The following is an 18,747-nucleotide window of genomic DNA, read 5'->3' on the forward strand; positions in this document are numbered from 1 at the left end:
CCAAAATTTAAGCAGGTCCTGTGCCTAGTTCCTCGACCACAATATGATCATTCGTGTAGACGCAGATCTCCGACGCCATCTTCAAGGCCTCGCGGGCAATGTCCGCCACATCCATGGAGGTGTGACGCACCAACGCACGCCCGGCCGCCAGGGCATAGGCCCCGCCCGAACCGATGGCGCACAGGCCATCATCCGGTTCAATCACCTCGCCGCTGCCTGAGAGAATGAACAGGTGCTGCTCATTCATGACGATGAGCATGGCCTCCAGCTTATGCAGCACCTTGTCGGAACGCCATTCGCGCGCCAGCTCGACGGCGGCCCGCTGCAGATTTCCGTCAAACTCTTCCAGCCGCGACTCGAACTTCTCAAACAGCGTGAACGCATCGGCCACGGAGCCAGCGAATCCGGCAATGACGCGTCCCTGATACAGCCGCCGCACCTTGCGGGCGTTTTGCTTCATGATCATGGTGTTGCCTAGCGTCACCTGACCATCGCCCGCCATCGCCCCGCGGCCGTCGCGCAAGACGGCAAATATAGTCGTCGCGTGCAAGTCCGACATGTGTTACTCCTCCTTTGTTCCCCCATCCGTGAGCCGTGCCCGCGGATGCGCCCGGTCATAGACGCGCGCCAACCGGTCCCGTGTCGTATGGGTGTAGATTTGCGTGGAGGACAGACTGGCGTGCCCCAGCAACTCTTGGACGGCGCGCAGGTCAGCCCCGCCGTCCAACATATGGGTGGCGAAGCTGTGCCGCAGCGCGTGCGGGCTGATATGGTGCAAACGGCCGACACGTTCGATGCACTTACCGAGAATTCGGCGCACGCTGCGGTCAGTCAAGCGAGCCCCGCGCCGGTTGATGAACAGGGGTGAGTTGGACGAAAGTTCGGGCCCGCGCAACGATAGGTAGACACGCACCGCTTGGATGGCATAGGAACCCATCAATACGTACCGCTCTTTGCGCCCTTTGCCCAACACGCGGACTATCCCCTGCGCAAGGTCTACATCCCCCACATCCAGTCCGACGCATTCACTCACGCGGACACCGGTGGCGTACAACAACTCTAAAAGCGCTCGGTCGCGTGCCGACCAGATGTCTTGCTGTCCTATCGAATCCAACAAAACCTTGACCTCTTCCTGATAATAGAAGTCCGGAATCGGCTTCGGGAACTTGGGCAATCGCACCGCTCGAGCCGGATTTCCGGTCACCACACCTTCGCGTTCCAGGAAGTCAAAAAAACGCCGATAACAGGACAACCGCCTGGCCAACGTGCGTTTGGCCAGGCCTCGCTGCACCTCCTGCGCCAACAGGGCGCGCAGGTCGGTCAGGGTCACCTGGCCGGGCGCGTCCTTGTGGCGCTCCCGCAGAAAGTCCTGGAGGATCTGCAAGTCTTGACGATACGCGACCACGGTGTGTACAGAGGCACCCCTTTCATCCTGCAGGCGGGTCAAGAACTCCGTCACATACGAAGTCAAACAGGACACCCAAGTCACACCTCGATTCCGGCCAGCATGCGCTGCCAGTCCGCCAGCGCTCGATCCGCCAGTTTTTGATGGCGCTCGCATTTGTCACGAACTGTCTCTTTCAGTGGTGGAAACAGGCCGAACGTGGCATTCATCGGTTGAAAATTGTCCGGTGAAGCTTCCGTAATATAGTGAGCCAAACTGCCGATGGCGGTGGTTCGTGGCGGCGTGAGAACGCTTTGGCCGACGGCCAGTCGTCCGGCGTTGAGACCAGCTATCAGGCCGGCAGCCGCCGATTCCACATACCCTTCGACGCCCGTCATCTGTCCAGCGAAAAACAGAGTGGGGCGTACCCGTGTCTGATACGTCGGCAGGAGGACAGTGGGACTGTTCATGTAGGTGTTGCGGTGCATCACCCCGTATCGCACGAATTCCGCCTGCTCCAGTCCGGGAATCATCCGGAACACCCGCTTTTGCTCACCCCACTTCAGGTGGGTCTGAAACCCGACGATGTTGTACAGATTACCGGCCGCGTTGTCCTGGCGCAGCTGCACAACCGCATAGGGCCGCCGCCCAGTGCGCGGATCCTCAAGACCCACGGGCTTCATCGGTCCAAACAGCAAAGTTTTCGGGCCCCGCTTGGCCATCACCTCTATCGGCATACAACCCTCGAAGTATCTTTCTTCCTCAAAGTCGTGTAGAGGGGCTGTCTCGGCAGTGACCAGCGCCTCGTAAAAAGCCTCAAACTGCTTCTCGTCCAACGGGCAATTCAGGTATGCCGCCTCCCCCTTGCCGTACCTGGAAGCGGCGAACACCTTCTCCCTGTCAATCGAGTCGCTGGTCACAATCGGCGACGCCGCATCGTAGAAGTACAGGTGCCGGCCACCGACCAATCTCTCGATGGCGGTTGAGAGCCCCGGCGAAGTCAGAGGGCCAGTTGCCACCACGACAATTCCGTCGGTCGGGATGTCGCGGACCTCTTCCCGACGCACGGTGACGCGTGGGTGCTGCTCCAGCGCCCGTGTCACCGCCTGGGCAAACCCCTCCCTGTCGACGGCCAAAGCGCTGCCCGCGGGCACGGCATTCGCGTCGGCGGCCCGCATGATCAGAGAGTCCAGCCTCCGCATCTCCTCTTTCAGCAATCCGACCGCGTTGGTCAGAGCGTTGGACCGCAAAGAATTGGTGCACACCAACTCGGCAAACCAGGACGTGTGATGGGCCGGCGTCTGAACCAGCGGCCTCATTTCGTACAGGGTCACGGAGGCTCCTTGCCGGGCAGCCTGCCAGGCCGCCTCCGAGCCCGCTAATCCGGCGCCAATCACGGTGACATGCATCCGCATCTACCCCCTAGCATATGCCCCAGACGTTGCCGGACGTTCCTTCCGGACACCCGCCGCGCTCCCCTCGGCGTCCGGGTGAGCGGCCTCATTGCTGCAAACGACCACGGTTTCCCCCTTGATCCGCTTCTCGACCATGGGATGAGCGCACACCGGGCACAAAGCTCCGGTCGGCCGGTTCCACAACACATAGTCGCAATCCGGATAGCCGCTGCAGCCGTAGAAAACCCGCCGCTTACCGCGGCGCTCGACCAAAGGCTTGCCGCATTGAGGGCAATTGACCCCGGCCTCCTTGACGATGGGCTTGGTGTTGCGGCACTCCGGAAAGCCCGGACAAGCGAGAAACTTGCCGTAGCGTCCGTGCTTATAAACCATCCTGCGGCCGCACTTTTCACAGATCACGTCCGATTCCTCGTCGGCAATTTCCACCTGGTCGAGCAGGTCCTCGGCCCGCTGCAGGTGCTGCTCGAAGGAGTCGTAGAATTCGCCCAGCAGCCTGACCCAATCAATTTTCCCTTCCTCGACCAAGTCCAGTTCCTGCTCCAGATTTGCCGTGAAGTCGACATCAATCAACTCATGGAAGTACTGCAGCAAGAGGTCGACCACAATCTCGCCCAACTCGGTCGGATGGAACCGTTTCTGCTCAAGCACCACATAGCCTCGCTTCAGGATGGTATCGATGGTCGGCGCATAGGTGCTGGGCCGCCCAATGCCCAACTCCTCCATGGCCTTCACCAAACTGGATTCTGAATAGCGCGGCGGCGGTTGCGTGAAGTGCTGCTCCGGCTGGAGATCGGGTCGCGCCAAGGCTTGATGCGGTTCCAGGGGCGGCAGCAGGCGGGTCTGCTCATCATCTGCCCCCGCATCGTCGCGGCCTTCCGTATACACGGCCATGAAACCGGGGAAACGCACAACCGAGCCGCTGGCCCGGAACCGCGCCCGCCCCGCCCGAATATCCACCGTGGTGGTGTCGAGCAGGGCGGAAGCCATCTGACTGGCCATAAACCGTTCCCAAATCAACTTGTACAAACGGTATTGGTCACGCGAGAGAAAGGGCTTGACTGACTCCGGATCGCGTGCCGCGGAGGTCGGCCGAATGGCTTCGTGCGCATCCTGGGCCCCGCCCTTGCTGGTATATTGGCGTGGGGCGTCGGGTACATACTCCTCGCCGAACCGCTCCCGCAGGTACGAGCGAGCCTCTGCCTGGGCCGATTCGGCAATACGTGTAGAATCGGTGCGCATATACGTGATAAGGCCCACGGCGCCGCCGGCACCGACGTCCAGGCCCTCGTACAGTTGCTGGGCGACCGCCATCGTCTTGTAAGCGCGAAAGCCCAGTTTGCGCGCAGCCTCCTGCTGCAAACTGCTGGTGATAAACGGAGGACTCGGATTGCGACGCCGCTCCGCCTTTTTCACCGACTCCACCACAAACGACTCATCGGCAACGGCCTGGAGCAGCTCGTCGACCGCCGCTCGGTTGGCCAGCGTGGTCTTCTCCTCTCCGTATCCGTGAAAACGGGCTGTAAAGGCCCCCTTGTCAGTCTTAAAACGAGCGTCAACGGTCCAATACTCCTCCGGTTGAAAGGCGCGAATCTCGCGCTCCCTGTCGACGATCAGCCGCACCGCCACAGACTGGACACGACCGGCTGACAGACCCTTTTTTACCTTTTTCCACAAGAGCGGACTCAATTGATAACCGACCAACCGGTCCAAGATGCGGCGCGCCTGCTGCGCCTTGACCAGGTCCAAATCCAGCGGCCGCGGGTGCTGAAAGGCCGCCTTGACCGCGTCCTTGGTGATCTCGTGAAACACCACACGACATGAATCGGACGGATCGACATTCAGCAGGTGGGCCAGGTGCCAGGCTATCGCCTCACCCTCGCGGTCTGGGTCAGCCGCCAGGAAGATGCGTTTCGCCTTTTTCCCGGCCTCGCGCAGTCCTTTGATGACGTCGCCCTTGCCGCGGATGGTGATGTATTTGGGCTCAAAGTCATGCTCGATATCCACGCCCAGTTGACTCTTGGGCAAGTCTCGCACGTGTCCCATCGAAGCCTTGACCGTGTAGCGTTTTCCCAGATATTTGCCAATGGTCTTCGCCTTTGCCGGCGATTCCACGATGACCAAATAATCCGCCAATCTGTTTCCCCCTCAATCCCGGCCAGCGTTCATGGCTATCCCGCGCCTCCGCTCTGCATCGGCCATGCCTGATGCGTCCGGGTCCGGTGGAGGCTCCACGCTCCACAATGAATAGGTATTCCTACCCATTCATTCTCAGAAACCTGTGTCAACCCATGATAGCATCACCGCTTTTTTGATTGCAAACCCGCTCCTGCCCGGTACCCGCCCCCTGGCGCGCGCTCCAGCCAGCCGCCTATTTCCAGCTCCAACAGGCCTGCGTACACTCTGGCCAACGGCCAACCCAGACCGGCCGCCAATTGATCGGGGGAAGCGTGCATCAGCGCCGCTTCGTACAACGCCTGCCACCGCTGCGGAGGGCGATGGGCCTCGCGGTGGACCGAGTCCAAGGCACCGCCCAGGTCGGCGACAAGGTCATGCGGATCGATCAGCAGGCGCGCCCCGTCCTGAAGCAGCCGATTGGAGCCGCGGCAGTGGATGGAGGTGATAGGCCCTGGAGCGGCGTATACGTCCCTGCCCAACTCCAGCGCCATGTCGGCCGTCCCCAAGGCGCCGCTGCGTTCTCCGGCCTGAATGACCACAACCACGTGGGACAAGGCCGCCAAGGTGCGATTGCGTTCCGGAAACCGATGACGGGCCACAGGCGTTCCCGGGGAATATTCACTGACAAGCAGGCCGTGCCGCTTGATGTGTTCGTACAAAGTCCGATGGGAAGGAGGATAACAGATGTCGATGCCGGAAGCCAACACGGCCACCGTACACCCGCCAGCCGAGAGGGCAGCCTCCTGGGCCGCGGCATCGATGCCCAGAGCCATGCCGGACACAACACAAAACCCAGCTTGCGCCAGCACTTGCCCGGTCCAGCGGGCCGCCTCCAATCCGTACGGCGACGCCCGGCGCGTACCCACCACGCCCACACTGAGCCTTTTCAACGCCGAAAGCTGGCCGCTGACAAACAGACACAGCGGCGGATAGGTCAGATGCAACAGGGACTTGGGGTAGTCCGGCAGGCCGCGGACGAGGCAATGGACCCCTCGCTCCGCCAGTTGGGTCTCGAGGTGAAACGGTCGCGCTCGGCGGCGCCAATCCTCCAACGTCCGCACGGTGGCCGGTTGAAGGCGCACGGCTTCCGTCCAGTCCCTCGGGTCTGCCTCCCAAACCCTGGTCGCACTCCCGAGCGCCTCGACCAAGCGCAGCAGGCTCGTCCTCTCCAATCCTCTGCACATGGCGAGGGCGATGGAACAGGCCTTTTCATCCTCCACCACGGTATTCCCCCATCTCGCAGGTTTTGGCCCTATTGTGATGGATGTCTCTCCAGACGTCGATGACGGATAGGAACAGACGTCTACCGTAGGTAGTCAGCGCCCAGGCAGGCGGCCTGTTGCTTGGGAACCGGAGGAATGCCACATACAATGGAAAGCGGCCCTGGCATGGACCAGGGCCGCCTGCTCAGCGACTTTCCTCTGATGTTGTGGTGATGTCCACTCACCCAGTGAGTGCTGGCTTCAGCGGGCGGTGCGGCAGGCCTCGAGCAGCCCGCGATCCTTTAGGTACTGCTCCATGGTCGCCCCCATGTCGGAAGGCGTGGGCGCCACGCGGATCCCGCATTCCTCAAGCTTCTTGATCTTGGAAGCGGCCGTGCCGCTGCCGCCGGAAATGATGGCGCCAGCGTGCCCCATGCGGCGTCCCGGAGGCGCCGTGGCGCCGGCGATGAAGCCGACCACCGGCTTGGTCATGTGATCGCGAATCCACTCGGCCGCCTGTTCTTCCGCGGTCCCGCCGATTTCGCCGATCATGATGACCGCTTCCGTGTCCGGATCATCATTGAACATCTTCAGCACGTCTATGAATTCCGTTCCCTTGACCGGGTCGCCACCGATGCCGACCGCGGTCGACTGGCCGATGCCGCGCACGGTCAACTGGTAGACGGCCTCGTAGGTGAGGGTGCCGCTGCGGGAGACGACGCCGACTTTGCCCGGGACGTGAATGTAGCCAGGCATAATGCCGATCTTACAGGCGCCGGGAGTGATCACGCCCGGGCAGTTGGGGCCGATGAGCCGGGTGTGCCGGCCCTCCATGAACCGCTTGACCTTGACCATATCCAGAACCGGAATGCCTTCGGTGATGCAGATGACCAAGTCCAATTCGGCGTCGACCGCCTCCATGATGGCATCCGCCGCGAAGGCGGGCGGGACGTAGATGACCGACGCGTTCGCCCCCGTCTGCTCGACCGCCTCGCGCACCGTGTTGAACACCGGCACACCCTCCACGGTCGTTCCGCCTTTGCCCGGCGTGGTGCCGCCCACGACCTTCGTTCCGTATTCAATCGCTTGTTTTGTATGAAACAGGCCCTGTTTGCCGGTGATTCCCTGCGTGATGACGCGCGTCTCCTTGCCGACCAAAATACTCATCGCAGAATCCCCCTATACCAAGGCGACGATACGCTGAGCGGCGTCCGCCAGCGAGTCTGCCGCAACAATATTGAGTCCGGACTGGTTCAGGATTTCCTTCCCTTTCTCGACGTTGGTGCCCTCCAAGCGCACGACGAGCGGCTTGTCCAGTCCAATCTGCCGCGCCGCCGCGACGACCCCGGTGGCCACCACGTCGCACTGCTGAATTCCGCCGAAAATGTTGACCAGAATGCCTTTGACGTTCGGATCGGACAGGATGAGCTTGAACGCCGCGGTAACCTTCTCCTCGTTGGCGCCGCCGCCGATATCCAAGAAGTTGGCCGGCTCCCCGCCGTAGTATTTGATGGTGTCCATGGTCGCCATCGCCAGGCCGGCGCCGTTGACCATGCACCCGATGTTTCCGTCGAGCGCGATATAATTGAGGCCAAACTTCGAGGCTTCAATCTCCTTCGGGTCTTCTTCATCCAGATCGCGCAATTCGAGAATGTCGGGGTGGCGGTACAACGCGTTATCATCGAAGTTCAACTTGGCATCCAGGGCCATCACGTTGCCTTCCGCGGTGACGACGAGCGGGTTGATTTCGGCGACAGAGCAGTCTTTGTCTACAAAACACGCGTACAAACCGGTCATGAATTTGACCGCCTTGTTGACCAGGGCGTCCGGAATCTGAATCGCAAACGCGAGGTTGCGCGCCTGGTAGGGCAACAGGCCCACGGCCGGATCTATCGTTTCCTTGAAAATCTTTTCCGGCGTCTTGGCGGCCACCTCCTCGATCTCCATGCCGCCCTCAGCCGATGCCATCATGACAACCCTGCCGCTGGCGCGGTCCACAACCAAGCCTATGTAGTATTCCTTTTGGATATTGGAGAGCTGTTCAATCAACAAACGCTTGACGACCTTGCCCTGCGGGCCAGTTTGATGTGTCACCAGCGTCTTGCCGAGCAGTTCACGGGCGTTCGCCTCGACCTCCGCAAGCGACTTGGAAACCTTCACTCCGCCGGCTTTCCCGCGGCCGCCCGCATGGATCTGCGCCTTAACGACAGCCTTTCCGCCCAGCTGTTTGGCATGCTCCACAGCTTCCTCGACCGTGAAAGCGACATGGCCTTGCGGCACCGCGACGCCGTACTGCGCGAGCACAGACTTCGCCTGGTATTCGTGAATGTTCATGCGCCGACTCCTTTCTCGCCACGCCCATACGGCGCGGGCATCCCATGATCCCCGGGGCCATCGGGGACAATCCTTATATAGGATAAATCAGTCGAAGGGCATTTACAAATCAAAAGTCCAGGGACGCATCCCTGGACGCGACAGGAAAGTTTGGCATGAATGAGTCCTTCCCGGCGGTCGAAGCCCGTTTCACATCTAGGAGCGGACCAGAAAAACGGCCGAGGCCAGCGAGACGGCCATGCAGACCACGAACCCGAGCAACAGCCGCTGCGCCTGCCGATCCCGCAGCACATGCAACGCCAACCCGCAGCCGGCGCCCACAATGGCCAACAGCCAGGTGCAGGCAATCATCTGGGGACGCTGGGCCCAGGGTAGGCACGAAGCCATCGCGAGCGCCACGGCGGCTGCCAACAAGACCTTAACCAGGCCGGAGAGGAAGTAGCGCCGCCACGTCAAAGGACCGCACAGGCTGCGCAATCGTTTCTTCCTGCGGAAGGTACGCAAATCCACAACGCGGCCTCGGTGTGACGGCCGACTCTTCTGGTTCACCCGCTGCGTGTGTTCCTTGAAGTTCTGCACGTTGTCTCCCCCGCTCCCCGCGTTCGCTCTTGTTTTGATCCTACACGGAAGCCAGCAATTCTGCAATATTAAGACAACGTCTCCCGGACACCATCGCCAAAGCGTGGCATCCGCGGTATATACAAACTATACGCAAGGCGGACGGGGCGGCGCCCCAACGACACGAACCGACTCTGGGAGGAATGGAACATGCTGGGAGTCGCAATGGGCGCGGTCTTGGACGGGGTCGAGGCGCATGTGGTGCGCGTCGAAGTCGACGTCAGCCGCGGGCTTCCCCAATTTTCCATCGTGGGCCTGCCTGATTCCGCGGTCAGTGAATCCAAGCTGCGCATCCGTTCGGCGGTGCGTAACGCTGGGTTCGAGATGCCGAATCAGCGCATCACCGTCAATCTGTCGCCGGCCAGTGTGAAAAAGCGCGGTGCCGGTCTCGATCTGGCCATCGCAATAGGTATCCTGCGTGCCAGTGGGCAGCTTCCGCCGGCCACTGCGCCCATCGGATTTTGCGCGGAGGTAGGACTGTCCGGCGCTCTGCTCACAGTTCCAGGCATGATCAACCTGGCATTGGCGTTGCGGCGGGCCGGCATCCACAGGGTGGTCGTCGCCTCCGAATCGCGAGAGCACTGTATTCCCGTGCCGGGCGTGGATTGGTTCGCGTACGCATCGCTCCAGGAGCTGGCCACTGACCTGCTCGCAGACGGTCTGGGCAGTCCGCTGGCCTTTGCCGGGTCCCCGTTTCGCGACGGCGAGCGGACGGCCTCCCTCGACGACGTCCATGGTCTGACAGCCGCCAAGCGCGCCCTCACCATCGCCGCCATCGGCCGCCACCATACTCTTTTGGTGGGCCCGCCGGGCAGTGGGAAGACCATGCTCGCGGAGCGCCTGGTGACACTCTTGCCAAGACTGTCGGACAGCGCGGCGTTGGAGGTGTTTGCGATTCACCAGGCGGCGGGTCTGCCCACCCGACCGTCCCACGTGCCGCCCGTGCGCATGCCCCATCACACGGTCACCGCGGCCGGATTGGTCGGAGGCGGTACGCCGCTGGCGCCAGGCGAAGTCACGCTGGCCCATCACGGGTTGCTCATTCTCGACGAGCTCCTGGAATTTCGCCGCCACGCGCTGGAAACGCTGCGAGAACCGCTGGTGCACGGCCGTGTGCGGCTTGTCCGATCCGGTCACAGCCGCGACCTGCCGGCGGCCTTTCAGCTGCTGGCGACGCTGAATCCGTGCCCTTGCGGACAACGCGGATTCGCCGACTGCCGCTGCACGGATACGGAAGTAAAACGCTACTGGTCGCGCGTGAGCGGCCCGCTGCTGGACCGGGTGGACCTGGTCGTCTCGGTCGCCCCGGTCGATGCCCGCACCCCTGCAGACACCTTCGTGGCCCCGACCCCCGAGCAGGTGGCGGAGATGCGGGAGGAGCTCACACGTCGTCAACCTGCGCGGAGCCGCACACGTTCCGGAGCCACCGATTTTCAAGCCGACGCCAAGGCGTACCTGGAGCAGCTTGGGCAGCGCTTGCATTTATCCCTGCGGGCTCAGGATTCAGTATCCCGAGTGGCCCAGAGTGTGAGCGTACTGGAGGGCGAAAGCACCGTCAGGTCCGCTCACGTCGAGGAGGCACTGATGCTTCACGGCAACCTCGGGCGCTGGTTGTGACCGTTGTGCCGCGCCGCCGCAGCGGTCGGCTGCGTCGGATCCTTCACGGCGCTTCCACCGCCCACCGGATGTGTTTGACGTCCGTAACCCGGACGCCGTCGAACAACAGCCCCAGCACGTCGATCCGGACGTCATCGACAAACTGACTGTACGCGGAACTGGTCAGCAGCCAACCGGCAAGGCGCCGCAATCGCCTTTGCTTGTGTACATTGACCGACTCGATGGCCTCCCCGAACGTCAATCCGCGCCGCGTCCGCACCTCAACCAACACCAGTTCCTGACGCGCCCGGGCTACGATGTCAATCTCCCCCAACGGGCAGCGCCAATTCTGCTCCAGTACAGCCCAACCCAGGGAACGCGTCAGGTAGTCGACGGCGAATCGCTCACCGATCCGCCCTGTCCACCGCCTGGTGTCGATGTCGGTAGACAAAGGCCAGCACCTCCGCCACGGCTTCGTAGAGTTCCTCGGGGATCACCGCCTCGACCTCCAGGGACAGCAGGGCGTCGACCACCTGCGGATGCTGCACCACCGCGACATCCGCTTGCTCGGCGGCCCGCACAATCGCCTCCGCCACCTCGCCGCTGCCTTTGGCCACGACTCTCGGCGCCCGTTCCCGGGCTTGGTCATAACGCAGAGCCACCGCCTTCTTCCGCACCGGCACACCCCCTTGCCAGAGTCCGTCCGCCACACCTCAATCGCCGTCTGTGCGTGCAGCCGCCGTAACGCGATCCACCTGCCAACCCAGGCGCGATAAGCCGCGCTTCAGATGGTCGGCCTGTGTCGCCAAACGTTCGCTCACCTGTGCATCGTTGCACTGGATGTGCACCGACAGACGTGGCCGCTGGGCCAACAGCACGACTTCGTATTCCTCCCCGTCCATGGAAAAAGCGAGCTGGAGACGGTGCACGGGCTGCCCAGCGGAGTCGGTCTGCGTCCGCCGCTCTGCCTGCCAGCGGATGGACAGCGGGGAACCGTCCGGGCGCATCGCCTGATACACACCGCCACCCGTCACCGGAGCCAGCGGAGAGGCGACGCTCGCCTCCAGCCGGTCGAGCAAGACGGCCCCCTTCAGGTCCGGCGGCAAGTCGGCCCACTTTCCGGCATCACGGACGTCCTGAAACGGTACCAGGCGATCCGCACGCGCTGCGCCGGCGTCCCCGGAAACAGATGGCCCATCGCCCGTCCCTTGCAGGAGCGAGCCCAGCCGAGCTGAAGTGGCCTGTTTCGCCAGAGTCTCAAGCAGCCGCCACCAGGTCTGGACCACAGCTTGCAGGTCCGCGCGCGCGGGCGGAATCTGGGAAGCCTGCTCCCCCAGTGCGGCTGCTCGCACCTCCTGCGCCCCCGACAGCGCTGCTCGCATCTCCTGCTCCCTCGACGGCGCTGCTCGCACCTGCTGCGCTGATGGCGGATCGCCCGCGTCTGCGGTCGCCCAATGTTCCACAAGCAGCATCCGCCATGCCCATTCGGCAGCCAACAGGCGGGGGCGCTGCAAGACGGCCAACGGCAGCAAACGCTCCCTGCCAGTCGCCAGGTGCTGCCCGAGGACGAGGGCATCGCCTGCCGCGGGGGCTGAACGAGCGGGCGTCGACGCCCTTCCAGGGGAGGCCGGCGCCTCAGCCGTACGCCCGTCCCCTCGCTGCACCGGGGCCGCAGGGTTGGTAGGCGGTGTCTGGGTAACACGGAGGTCATCCATCCAAACTCAACCTCACCTGCAGGCACTGGGCCACCGGAGCGAACGATTGGCGATGCACAGGCGTCGGACCCAACCGCGCCAGCGCAGCCCTGTGCTCTCGGGTGCCGTAACCCGCGTTGCGATCAAACCCAAAGTCGGGATATGTATGGGCCAGTTCGGCCATGCGCCGGTCCCTCGCGACCTTGGCGACGATGGAGGCCGCCGCGATAGACAGACACCTGGCATCTCCGTCCACGACCGGAAGACAGGACCAGTCCGCCGGCGCATCCAAGGGCGGGTGCAGACCATCGACCAACACCGCATGCGGGGTCACAGCCAGGTTGCGAATGGCCCGGGCCATGGCTAAACGCGAGGCCTGCAGGATATTCAACTCGTCGATCTCGGCGACACTCGCCCATCCGATGCCCACGGCGAGCGCGCGCTCGACAATCCAGTCGTACAACTCTTCCCGCCTGCGCCGGCTGAGACACTTCGAATCGTTGATACCCGTCCACAGTTCGGCGCTGCCGTCCAACACCACGGCGGCAGCCGTCACAGGCCCCGCGAGACAGCCTCTCCCAGCCTCATCTACACCCGCCACAATCAGTCCTTCCCGCCAAGCATCACCAATCACCTGCCGCTCCTCCCGCCACAACCGATACGAGCGGTCCCGTTCTTCTGGCTCCGCTCCTCGGGAACGACTGGACATGCAGCCACCCCCAACCTGTTTTGAACCCGTTGCTTGCACCTCTAGTGTAGCGAGAATCCAGTGTGGTGACGAGACACAATTTGGAGAAAGGGTGATCCGATAGAACTTCCGTCCTGAAGTGCATGTCAGACCTCGCTCGGCCACTCAAGACTGATGCGCCCCAGCTTGCCTGTCTGCAACTCCCGCACTACCAGTTCGCTCACCCGCTCCGTGTCCGGCACCCCCCCGCGCCCCAGAAGTCCGCGCCGGACCGCGATTTGCTCCATCAGCGGCTGCGCCAGGGTGTAGGACTCGAGCGGATTGGCCGTGCGCAGGTCACCCGGCAAGCTATCCAGCCCGTACCGCTCGCGGAGGCAGTTGGGATAGTGGGCGGCCGCCCAGGTCAAGAAATACGCGCAGAGCTCCTGAATGTCCAGAACCGACGACTTCAGGGCCCCGCTCAAAGCCAGGCGAGCCGCGGCGTGCGGATCTTCCAACTTCGGCCACAGCACGCCCGGGGTGTCCAGCAGCTCCAATCCTGCTACACGAATCCACTGCTGCACCTTCGTGATGCCAGGACGGTCCCCGATGGAGGTTGCGGCTTTTCCCACCAATCGGTTGATCAGCGACGATTTGCCCACATTGGGGATGCCGACCACCATGGCTTTCACCGCCCGCGGTCGAATGCCTTTACGCAAGTCGCGTTCCCGCTTGGCCGCGGTTGCCCGCTGCAACGCCTTGGGTATCTCATCCACACCGCGCCCGCTGCGGGCATCGACGCCAAGCGTCTCCCGGCCCAACGCCCGGAAGTGATGGTGCCACTGTTCGGTCACCGAATCATCCGCCAAATCGATGCGCGTCATCACGGTCACGCGGGGTTTGCTCCCCACCATTTGCTCCAACATCGGATTGGCGCTGGCCATCGGCAGGCGCGCGTCCACCAACTCGATGACCGCGTCGACCCTCCGCAGGCTGTCCGCCATCTCCCGGCGCGCCTTTGCCATATGACCTGGAAACCAGTTTATCGAACGCATGTTCTCCCCCTGTTCGGTCCGTCAATCCAGGCGTACCAACAACGAAAGCGGGAGACACACCGGTCCCCCGCTTTCCTAGGTTGCCCCAGACTCCACCTGCAGCTCGGCCAACGGTTACGCGTTGTTGCGAATCTCCTTGATTCGCGCAGCCTTGCCGGAACGGCCCCGCAGGTAGTACAGCTTCGCCCGGCGCACGCGGCCGCGGCGCACAACCTCAATCTTTTCGATGTTCGGCGAATGCAGAGGAAACGTCCGCTCCACGCCGACACCGTACGAAACCTTGCGGACCGTGTACGTCTCGCTGATACCGCCGCCCCGACGCCGGATGACCACGCCTTCGAACACCTGCACGCGCTCACGCTGACCTTCACGCACCCGCACGTGCACGCGCAAGGTATCTCCCGGGCGAAACTCCGGAATATCGGAACGCAGTTGCTCCTGCGTAATCTCACGCACCAAATCCATAGACACGGCCTCCTTCCCGTTCGTGTTCGTACCAGAATGCTGGCAGAGGACCACGTAGTCACGCGCAACAGTGTACCATAAGTCCACAAGCCACGGCAATCACCGATTGTCCGCCCGTCTGAACGCGCAAACGGCGCCGCAAGCGGCGCCGTTCGAGTTCCTATGGGATCATGCGCTGCATCAGGATAAGGGAACCGGTCCCTCCTGGTCCAACGAATTACCCGATTCTGTCTCCATCTCCGCAGCGTCCTTGGCAAAGGGCAGGCGATTGAGCGATCGGATAATCTCAATGTCACGAATCAAATCTGGAAGCTCCGGCTGCTTCATCATGTTCAGGTCCCTCCCGATTTCACAGAATGAAATCGCGAGTTCCGCACATATGGAAGTTTTGCCCATCCGGCTGAGCCGGGATGGCCATTCCTACACGCTTACGGAGTTAGCTGACGGGTTAGGGCGTAGGATTCCCTTCGCGTATGCGATTCACCCCAAAAGACCGGGTCCTCCGCTTCCGATATGGAACTCAGCGATTTGAAGTTGACGTAATACTATTATACGCGACATGGCCCGCACAAGCAAATGCTCGGTTCGCTTTGGCCGCACAGGTCATCTCTTTTTCGGCCGCCGTCGCATGACCCCGCCCCGCATGCCGGACAGGTTCCTCTTTACTTTGCGGCGGGCAGGCCGCTGGGTACCGCCACCTGGGACACATCGTTGTAATTGAAAAAGATGACATCCGTGGTCATTGTGGTCGCCCCGCTAGCCGATGCTATCGATTGTGTCGTGGTCACCTGGTGAAGACGGTCATCTGAGATGCCGACAGCGAACGTGAACAAGGTATCGCCCTGGGCACGGAGTGCAGTTCCGGCACCGTCCCACAAGCTGTCCATGCGCCGCCACACCGTCGCCGGCAGCGACACCTCGTACACCCGGCAAAATTCGCCGCCGACAAACTTTCGTGGACGCTCTGACAACGGCTGGTCATGGTCCTGAGCCCAATTCAGCAAGTTCCGATACTCTCCGAACCAATTAAGGTCCAACGGGTGGTCCAGTTTATGCCACACATCCTGGTAGGCGTAATAATTGCCAGTCCCATCACGGTATACCTCGTACGACTCGCGCCCTGCCCGGACCTGAAAATCGGCCGCTCCATTGGCCCCCACGCTGCCATGAACACTTAGATCCCCGGATGTAGCGCCGTGCCGAGCATGCACGTACACCTTCACCTGGTATGAGGACGCCTCAGCAGCCCGGGCCGTGGCGGTATCCAGAGCCGTCCATACCGACGACGACGAGGAGACGGGCGAAGACTGAAGTGGTTGGATAGCGTTCGGATCGACCGCCGGCGTACAACCGGCCAAGGCCAGGCTGGTCGTCACAACCAGCCCTGCCCTACCGAGTCTGGACCTGTCCGTCCCTGTTGTCACCACCGCAAACGCCTCCTCTGCCTCCATCCCGCCACAATAAAACCTGCCAGCACCAGCAGCCACGCCACCACCAAGGCTGGCTGCAGGGGCCAGAAATGCCTCGCCAGCACAACGTACGCGCCGCTGCCGGCCACCGCCGCCACCAAGTACGGTGGTTTCTCGGGGAAGAACTGCACCTGGCGGACGTTCTCAATCCCGCTTTCGAACACGCGCCAGTTCCGGTACAGCTGTCCGTCACGGTAAGTGTAGGACGTCAGATAGGTGGTGCTGGATGAGCAAACCGCGCTCCGGTCGTCAGCCAGAATCTCCGGTGCTGTCCCAGGCGCGGTGCGGATGCTGGCAAGAAACTGCAGGTCGTCGTTGGGCGCCGTATAGATGCGGCGCGCGTGTCCGTCACGCGTAAAACTCAAGATATAGGCGGGCGAGGCGTTGACAAAGACGACATCCTTATCAGCCGTCCCGATGGGGCCGACCTGCATCGCCTCGCCAATCGGATTCGCCAAGGCACCGTGCAGACTCGCCACAACGTGCGGGCGGCTTCCGGAGAGCGACACCACCTGTAGGAGATTGCTGCCGCCCAACAGCAGCTCATGGGCGCCCGGCCTGGTGAACGAACCGCTGCTGATGACAAACTGGGCCTCGACGCGCACATGCACAGTGCGGCCCCGCCACTTCCCGGAGAGGACGCCGTTATCGATGCGCCACGGCACCACCGGTGCAGCGCCAGCCTTGCGAAGGGACTCTGACCAATCCTTCCACTCATCCTGGTTAGCCTGCACAGTCAGCTGGGCCAACTCGGGTGCGTACTGGGCGAGCTGCAGTGCGACGTCTACCGCACCGGCGGACGACTGCGTCCGGATCGTATACTGCAGCAGTCGCCCCCCCACGACCGCCCACGTGCTGCGATCAAAAGGAGTAAAGGCGCCGCCCAACTCGGTCGGCTGGACCTCCGCCAGCTCCTGCGCAGTGGCCGGACGCACGTCGATCCGCCCGTTCTCCGGCGCCAGCTGCACGTACTGATAAACCAGGTGGTCGGCAGGCAGTTTCCCACTCTTCACGGCCTGCCGGTAGGCCGCGGCGCTGCTTCCAAAGCGTGCGTCGGGCCATTCCGTCACCGTGAGGACGACCTCCCCGTGCTCGGTCTTCACCACATCCAGCGGGAGAACCGGGTAATTCCCGTTGTCCACGGTGAGGGTCCCGGCCGCCAAGACGCGAAAGTGGGTGAGCAGGGGCCACAGGTTTTCCGGCAGCCAGGCGTTGGCCGCCGCCAACACCACCATGGAGCCGAGCAGCAGGGAGAGGGCCACCCTGCCGATGCAACGGGCCGCAGCCGCCAGGATAGCCATGCTGATGGCCGTAGTCAGCAGACGCCGGCCCAACGGCAGGGAGGCGAATGAAGCCAAAGCCTGGCACGCGCAGAGCGAAAACAGGCTGAACACCAGCCACCAACGGCGGCGCTGCCGGGGAATGGCAAACACCCAAAGCCACACCATGAGCAATACCACGAGAACACCGATGACAGCCAGGTCCTGCACGAGCGGCCGTACCAACCATTCATCCACCAGATTGACAAACAGCGACCAAGCCAGACAGGCGAGAATGCGTGTCAGGTGGCCCTGGCTATGAGTGAACAGGCGTCTGGCGACGGATCTCGTTTGCATCCCGAGATGCTGCATGGTCTCCCTCCCTCGGTGCAGAGCCCGCGGTCAACGCCAACGTCGCCACCGTGTAGTACGAGAGGGCCATGGGCGCATACTCAAACACGTTCTCCATGCCGTTGTGAATGAGCACAGCCAGCACTCCAGTGATGGCACCCAAATACAGGTAGCGATTCACGTCGTGAGCGCGGCGAAGAATTCGGAACAAATCCAACACCAGACGCACATGCATGCCAAAGAACAGGACGAGCCCTATCAATCCCGCCTCTCCCAGCGTCTTGGCGTAGAAGCTGTCCGAATAGGTGGACAGGTGGTGAACCGTCGCCACGGCCCCTCCGTAACGCCCAATCCCCGCTCCCAGCAGGGGGTTGGTGGACATGTGATCAAAGGCCGACAGCCACTTCGCAATACGCCCGCTGTCTGCGGATTTAATCCAATAGACCTGCGTAAACAAAGAGCCTATACGCGTCCGCACACCTGGCTCCCAGAACGCACCACACACCAAAAGCGCCAAGGGGACAAGGGCGCGGCGCTCAAAGACAATGGCGCTGATCACCAGCGCGCCGGCCAGCCCCACCCAAGCGCCGCGGGTAAAGGTCAGAATCATCGCCGCGCCGCACACCACCGCCCCTACGCCGTAGAAGACACGCCGGCGGCCCCCGGCCGCGATGGCCTGCCCGGCCAGCAATGGCGTCATCAGCGCCATATAAGACCCGAGTTCATTGGGGCTCTTGAGAACAGAAAACACCCGTGTGCGGACGTGTTCGTCCGGATCGACCCAATCGGACGGAATGGGCACCCCGATGATGTACTGGTAGATGGCGTGCAAAGCGATGAGAACCGCCGCGCCGCCCAACAGATGGAGCAGCAGCTTGGCCTCATGCTTGCTCACGGCATACGGCAGGACAAAGGCAAACATCAGATAATAAATGTAAAATCCCGCACCGGCGGCGGCGTACTGGGGTTGAGCCGCCCCCACGGCCGACAGGGCGACAATCCAAACCACAAACCAAAGGGCGGGTTGTTGCCAGGTTTGACGCGGCGGGCGCATGCCCCGCCT

19 protein-coding genes and 1 riboswitch are annotated in these 18,747 nt (G+C 62.5%); of the genes, 1 reads left to right on the forward strand and 18 read right to left on the reverse strand.

All coding sequences use genetic code 11. From position 1 onward, the window contains the following. Positions 1-7 precede the first annotated feature (7 nt). From hslV to ASH01S_RS00610, 8 genes are all read right to left on the reverse strand, one after another. Positions 8-559 (reverse strand): ATP-dependent protease subunit HslV, encoded by a 552-nt coding sequence (hslV, locus tag ASH01S_RS00575; RefSeq protein ID WP_067921832.1) that lies wholly within the window; start codon positions 557-559, stop codon positions 8-10. A 3-nt stretch (positions 560-562) separates the two neighbouring features. Continuing rightward, positions 563-1,480 carry a tyrosine recombinase XerC gene (gene xerC, locus ASH01S_RS00580; RefSeq protein WP_281178166.1) on the reverse strand — a complete coding sequence of 306 codons (918 nt, stop codon included), beginning with the start codon at positions 1,478-1,480 and terminating at the stop codon, positions 563-565. A 5-nt stretch (positions 1,481-1,485) separates the two neighbouring features. Next, positions 1,486-2,793 (reverse strand): methylenetetrahydrofolate--tRNA-(uracil(54)-C(5))-methyltransferase (FADH(2)-oxidizing) TrmFO, encoded by a 1,308-nt coding sequence (gene trmFO / locus ASH01S_RS00585; RefSeq protein ID WP_157066913.1) that lies wholly within the window; start codon positions 2,791-2,793, stop codon positions 1,486-1,488. Between the two features lie 6 nt (positions 2,794-2,799). Further along, positions 2,800-4,932, reverse strand: a complete 2,133-nt coding sequence (gene topA, locus ASH01S_RS00590; protein ID WP_067921836.1) for a type I DNA topoisomerase — start codon at positions 4,930-4,932, stop codon at positions 2,800-2,802. A 164-nt stretch (positions 4,933-5,096) separates the two neighbouring features. Next, entirely contained in the window at positions 5,097-6,194 is a 1,098-nt protein-coding gene (gene dprA, locus ASH01S_RS00595) for a DNA-processing protein DprA (RefSeq protein ID WP_157066914.1), read from the reverse strand. Between the two features lie 243 nt (positions 6,195-6,437). After that, on the reverse strand, positions 6,438-7,343 hold the full coding sequence (gene sucD / locus ASH01S_RS00600; RefSeq protein WP_067921841.1) for a succinate--CoA ligase subunit alpha: 906 nt from the start codon (positions 7,341-7,343) through the stop codon (positions 6,438-6,440). 12 nt (positions 7,344-7,355) lie between these two features. Next, positions 7,356-8,510 carry an ADP-forming succinate--CoA ligase subunit beta gene (gene sucC / locus ASH01S_RS00605; RefSeq protein WP_067921845.1) on the reverse strand — a complete coding sequence of 385 codons (1,155 nt, stop codon included), beginning with the start codon at positions 8,508-8,510 and terminating at the stop codon, positions 7,356-7,358. Between the two features lie 195 nt (positions 8,511-8,705). Then, positions 8,706-9,089, reverse strand: coding sequence for a hypothetical protein (locus ASH01S_RS00610; protein WP_067921848.1), 384 nt, complete (start codon positions 9,087-9,089; stop codon positions 8,706-8,708). 189 nt (positions 9,090-9,278) lie between these two features. Here ASH01S_RS00610 and ASH01S_RS00615 point away from each other — a divergent pair, with 189 nt between their 5' ends. Beyond that, positions 9,279-10,745 (forward strand): YifB family Mg chelatase-like AAA ATPase, encoded by a 1,467-nt coding sequence (locus tag ASH01S_RS00615; protein WP_067921851.1) that lies wholly within the window; start codon positions 9,279-9,281, stop codon positions 10,743-10,745. A gap of 43 nt (positions 10,746-10,788) precedes the next feature. Here ASH01S_RS00615 and ASH01S_RS00620 read toward each other — a convergent pair whose 3' ends face one another. From ASH01S_RS00620 to ASH01S_RS00660, 10 genes are all read right to left on the reverse strand, one after another. After that, positions 10,789-11,175: a YraN family protein gene (locus ASH01S_RS00620; protein WP_217996285.1), complete on the reverse strand. Its 387-nt coding sequence runs from the start codon at positions 11,173-11,175 to the stop codon at positions 10,789-10,791. Further along, entirely contained in the window at positions 11,129-11,401 is a 273-nt protein-coding gene (locus ASH01S_RS00625) for an EscU/YscU/HrcU family type III secretion system export apparatus switch protein (protein ID WP_306302847.1), read from the reverse strand. The genes ASH01S_RS00620 and ASH01S_RS00625 overlap by 47 nt, the downstream gene beginning before the upstream one ends. Positions 11,402-11,437: 36 nt before the next feature. Continuing rightward, positions 11,438-12,439, reverse strand: coding sequence for a hypothetical protein (locus tag ASH01S_RS00630; protein WP_067921854.1), 1,002 nt, complete (start codon positions 12,437-12,439; stop codon positions 11,438-11,440). Next, positions 12,432-13,127, reverse strand: coding sequence for a ribonuclease HII (gene rnhB, locus ASH01S_RS00635; RefSeq protein WP_083516689.1), 696 nt, complete (start codon positions 13,125-13,127; stop codon positions 12,432-12,434). The genes ASH01S_RS00630 and rnhB overlap by 8 nt, the downstream gene beginning before the upstream one ends. Before the next feature lie 125 nt (positions 13,128-13,252). Next, positions 13,253-14,140 (reverse strand): ribosome biogenesis GTPase YlqF, encoded by an 888-nt coding sequence (ylqF, locus tag ASH01S_RS00640; RefSeq protein WP_067921856.1) that lies wholly within the window; start codon positions 14,138-14,140, stop codon positions 13,253-13,255. Between the two features lie 114 nt (positions 14,141-14,254). Beyond that, positions 14,255-14,605 (reverse strand): 50S ribosomal protein L19, encoded by a 351-nt coding sequence (rplS, locus tag ASH01S_RS00645; protein ID WP_067921859.1) that lies wholly within the window; start codon positions 14,603-14,605, stop codon positions 14,255-14,257. A 180-nt stretch (positions 14,606-14,785) separates the two neighbouring features. After that, positions 14,786-14,935, reverse strand: a complete 150-nt coding sequence (locus tag ASH01S_RS18250) for a hypothetical protein (RefSeq protein ID WP_157066915.1) — start codon at positions 14,933-14,935, stop codon at positions 14,786-14,788. A gap of 80 nt (positions 14,936-15,015) precedes the next feature. Further along, a riboswitch (cyclic di-AMP (ydaO/yuaA leader) is annotated at positions 15,016-15,141 on the reverse strand. A 126-nt stretch (positions 15,142-15,267) separates the two neighbouring features. Next, the gene (locus ASH01S_RS00650) at positions 15,268-16,032 is read right to left on the reverse strand and encodes a hypothetical protein (RefSeq protein WP_067921863.1); all 765 of its coding nucleotides are present in this window, start codon (positions 16,030-16,032) and stop codon (positions 15,268-15,270) included. Beyond that, positions 16,026-17,705, reverse strand: a complete 1,680-nt coding sequence (locus ASH01S_RS00655) for a hypothetical protein (protein WP_067921866.1) — start codon at positions 17,703-17,705, stop codon at positions 16,026-16,028. The genes ASH01S_RS00650 and ASH01S_RS00655 overlap by 7 nt, the downstream gene beginning before the upstream one ends. Continuing rightward, positions 17,650-18,747 (reverse strand): O-antigen ligase family protein (locus tag ASH01S_RS00660; protein ID WP_157066916.1); only part of this gene is annotated, 1,098 nt, incomplete at its 5' end. The genes ASH01S_RS00655 and ASH01S_RS00660, both read right to left, overlap by 56 nt.

The sequence above is a fragment of the Alicyclobacillus shizuokensis NBRC 103103 genome (assembly GCF_001552255.1).
Classification (GTDB): Bacteria; Bacillota; Bacilli; order Alicyclobacillales; family Alicyclobacillaceae; genus Alicyclobacillus_G; species Alicyclobacillus_G shizuokensis.

Excerpts from the sequence above, each read along its gene's own strand:
- hslV (WP_067921832.1), bottom strand. The coding sequence starts at position 559 with ATGTCGGACTTGCACGCGACGACTATATTTGCCGTCTTGCGCGACGGC.
- trmFO (WP_157066913.1), bottom strand. The coding sequence starts at position 2,793 with ATGCATGTCACCGTGATTGGCGCCGGATTAGCGGGCTCGGAGGCGGCC.
- sucD (WP_067921841.1), bottom strand. The coding sequence starts at position 7,343 with ATGAGTATTTTGGTCGGCAAGGAGACGCGCGTCATCACGCAGGGAATC.
- sucC (WP_067921845.1), bottom strand. The coding sequence starts at position 8,510 with ATGAACATTCACGAATACCAGGCGAAGTCTGTGCTCGCGCAGTACGGC.
- ASH01S_RS00615 (WP_067921851.1), top strand. The coding sequence starts at position 9,279 with ATGCTGGGAGTCGCAATGGGCGCGGTCTTGGACGGGGTCGAGGCGCAT.
- ASH01S_RS00630 (WP_067921854.1), bottom strand. The coding sequence starts at position 12,439 with ATGGATGACCTCCGTGTTACCCAGACACCGCCTACCAACCCTGCGGCC.
- rnhB (WP_083516689.1), bottom strand. The coding sequence starts at position 13,127 with ATGTCCAGTCGTTCCCGAGGAGCGGAGCCAGAAGAACGGGACCGCTCG.
- ylqF (WP_067921856.1), bottom strand. The coding sequence starts at position 14,140 with ATGCGTTCGATAAACTGGTTTCCAGGTCATATGGCAAAGGCGCGCCGG.
- rplS (WP_067921859.1), bottom strand. The coding sequence starts at position 14,605 with ATGGATTTGGTGCGTGAGATTACGCAGGAGCAACTGCGTTCCGATATT.
- ASH01S_RS18250 (WP_157066915.1), bottom strand. The coding sequence starts at position 14,935 with ATGATGAAGCAGCCGGAGCTTCCAGATTTGATTCGTGACATTGAGATT.
- ASH01S_RS00655 (WP_067921866.1), bottom strand. The coding sequence starts at position 17,705 with ATGCAGCATCTCGGGATGCAAACGAGATCCGTCGCCAGACGCCTGTTC.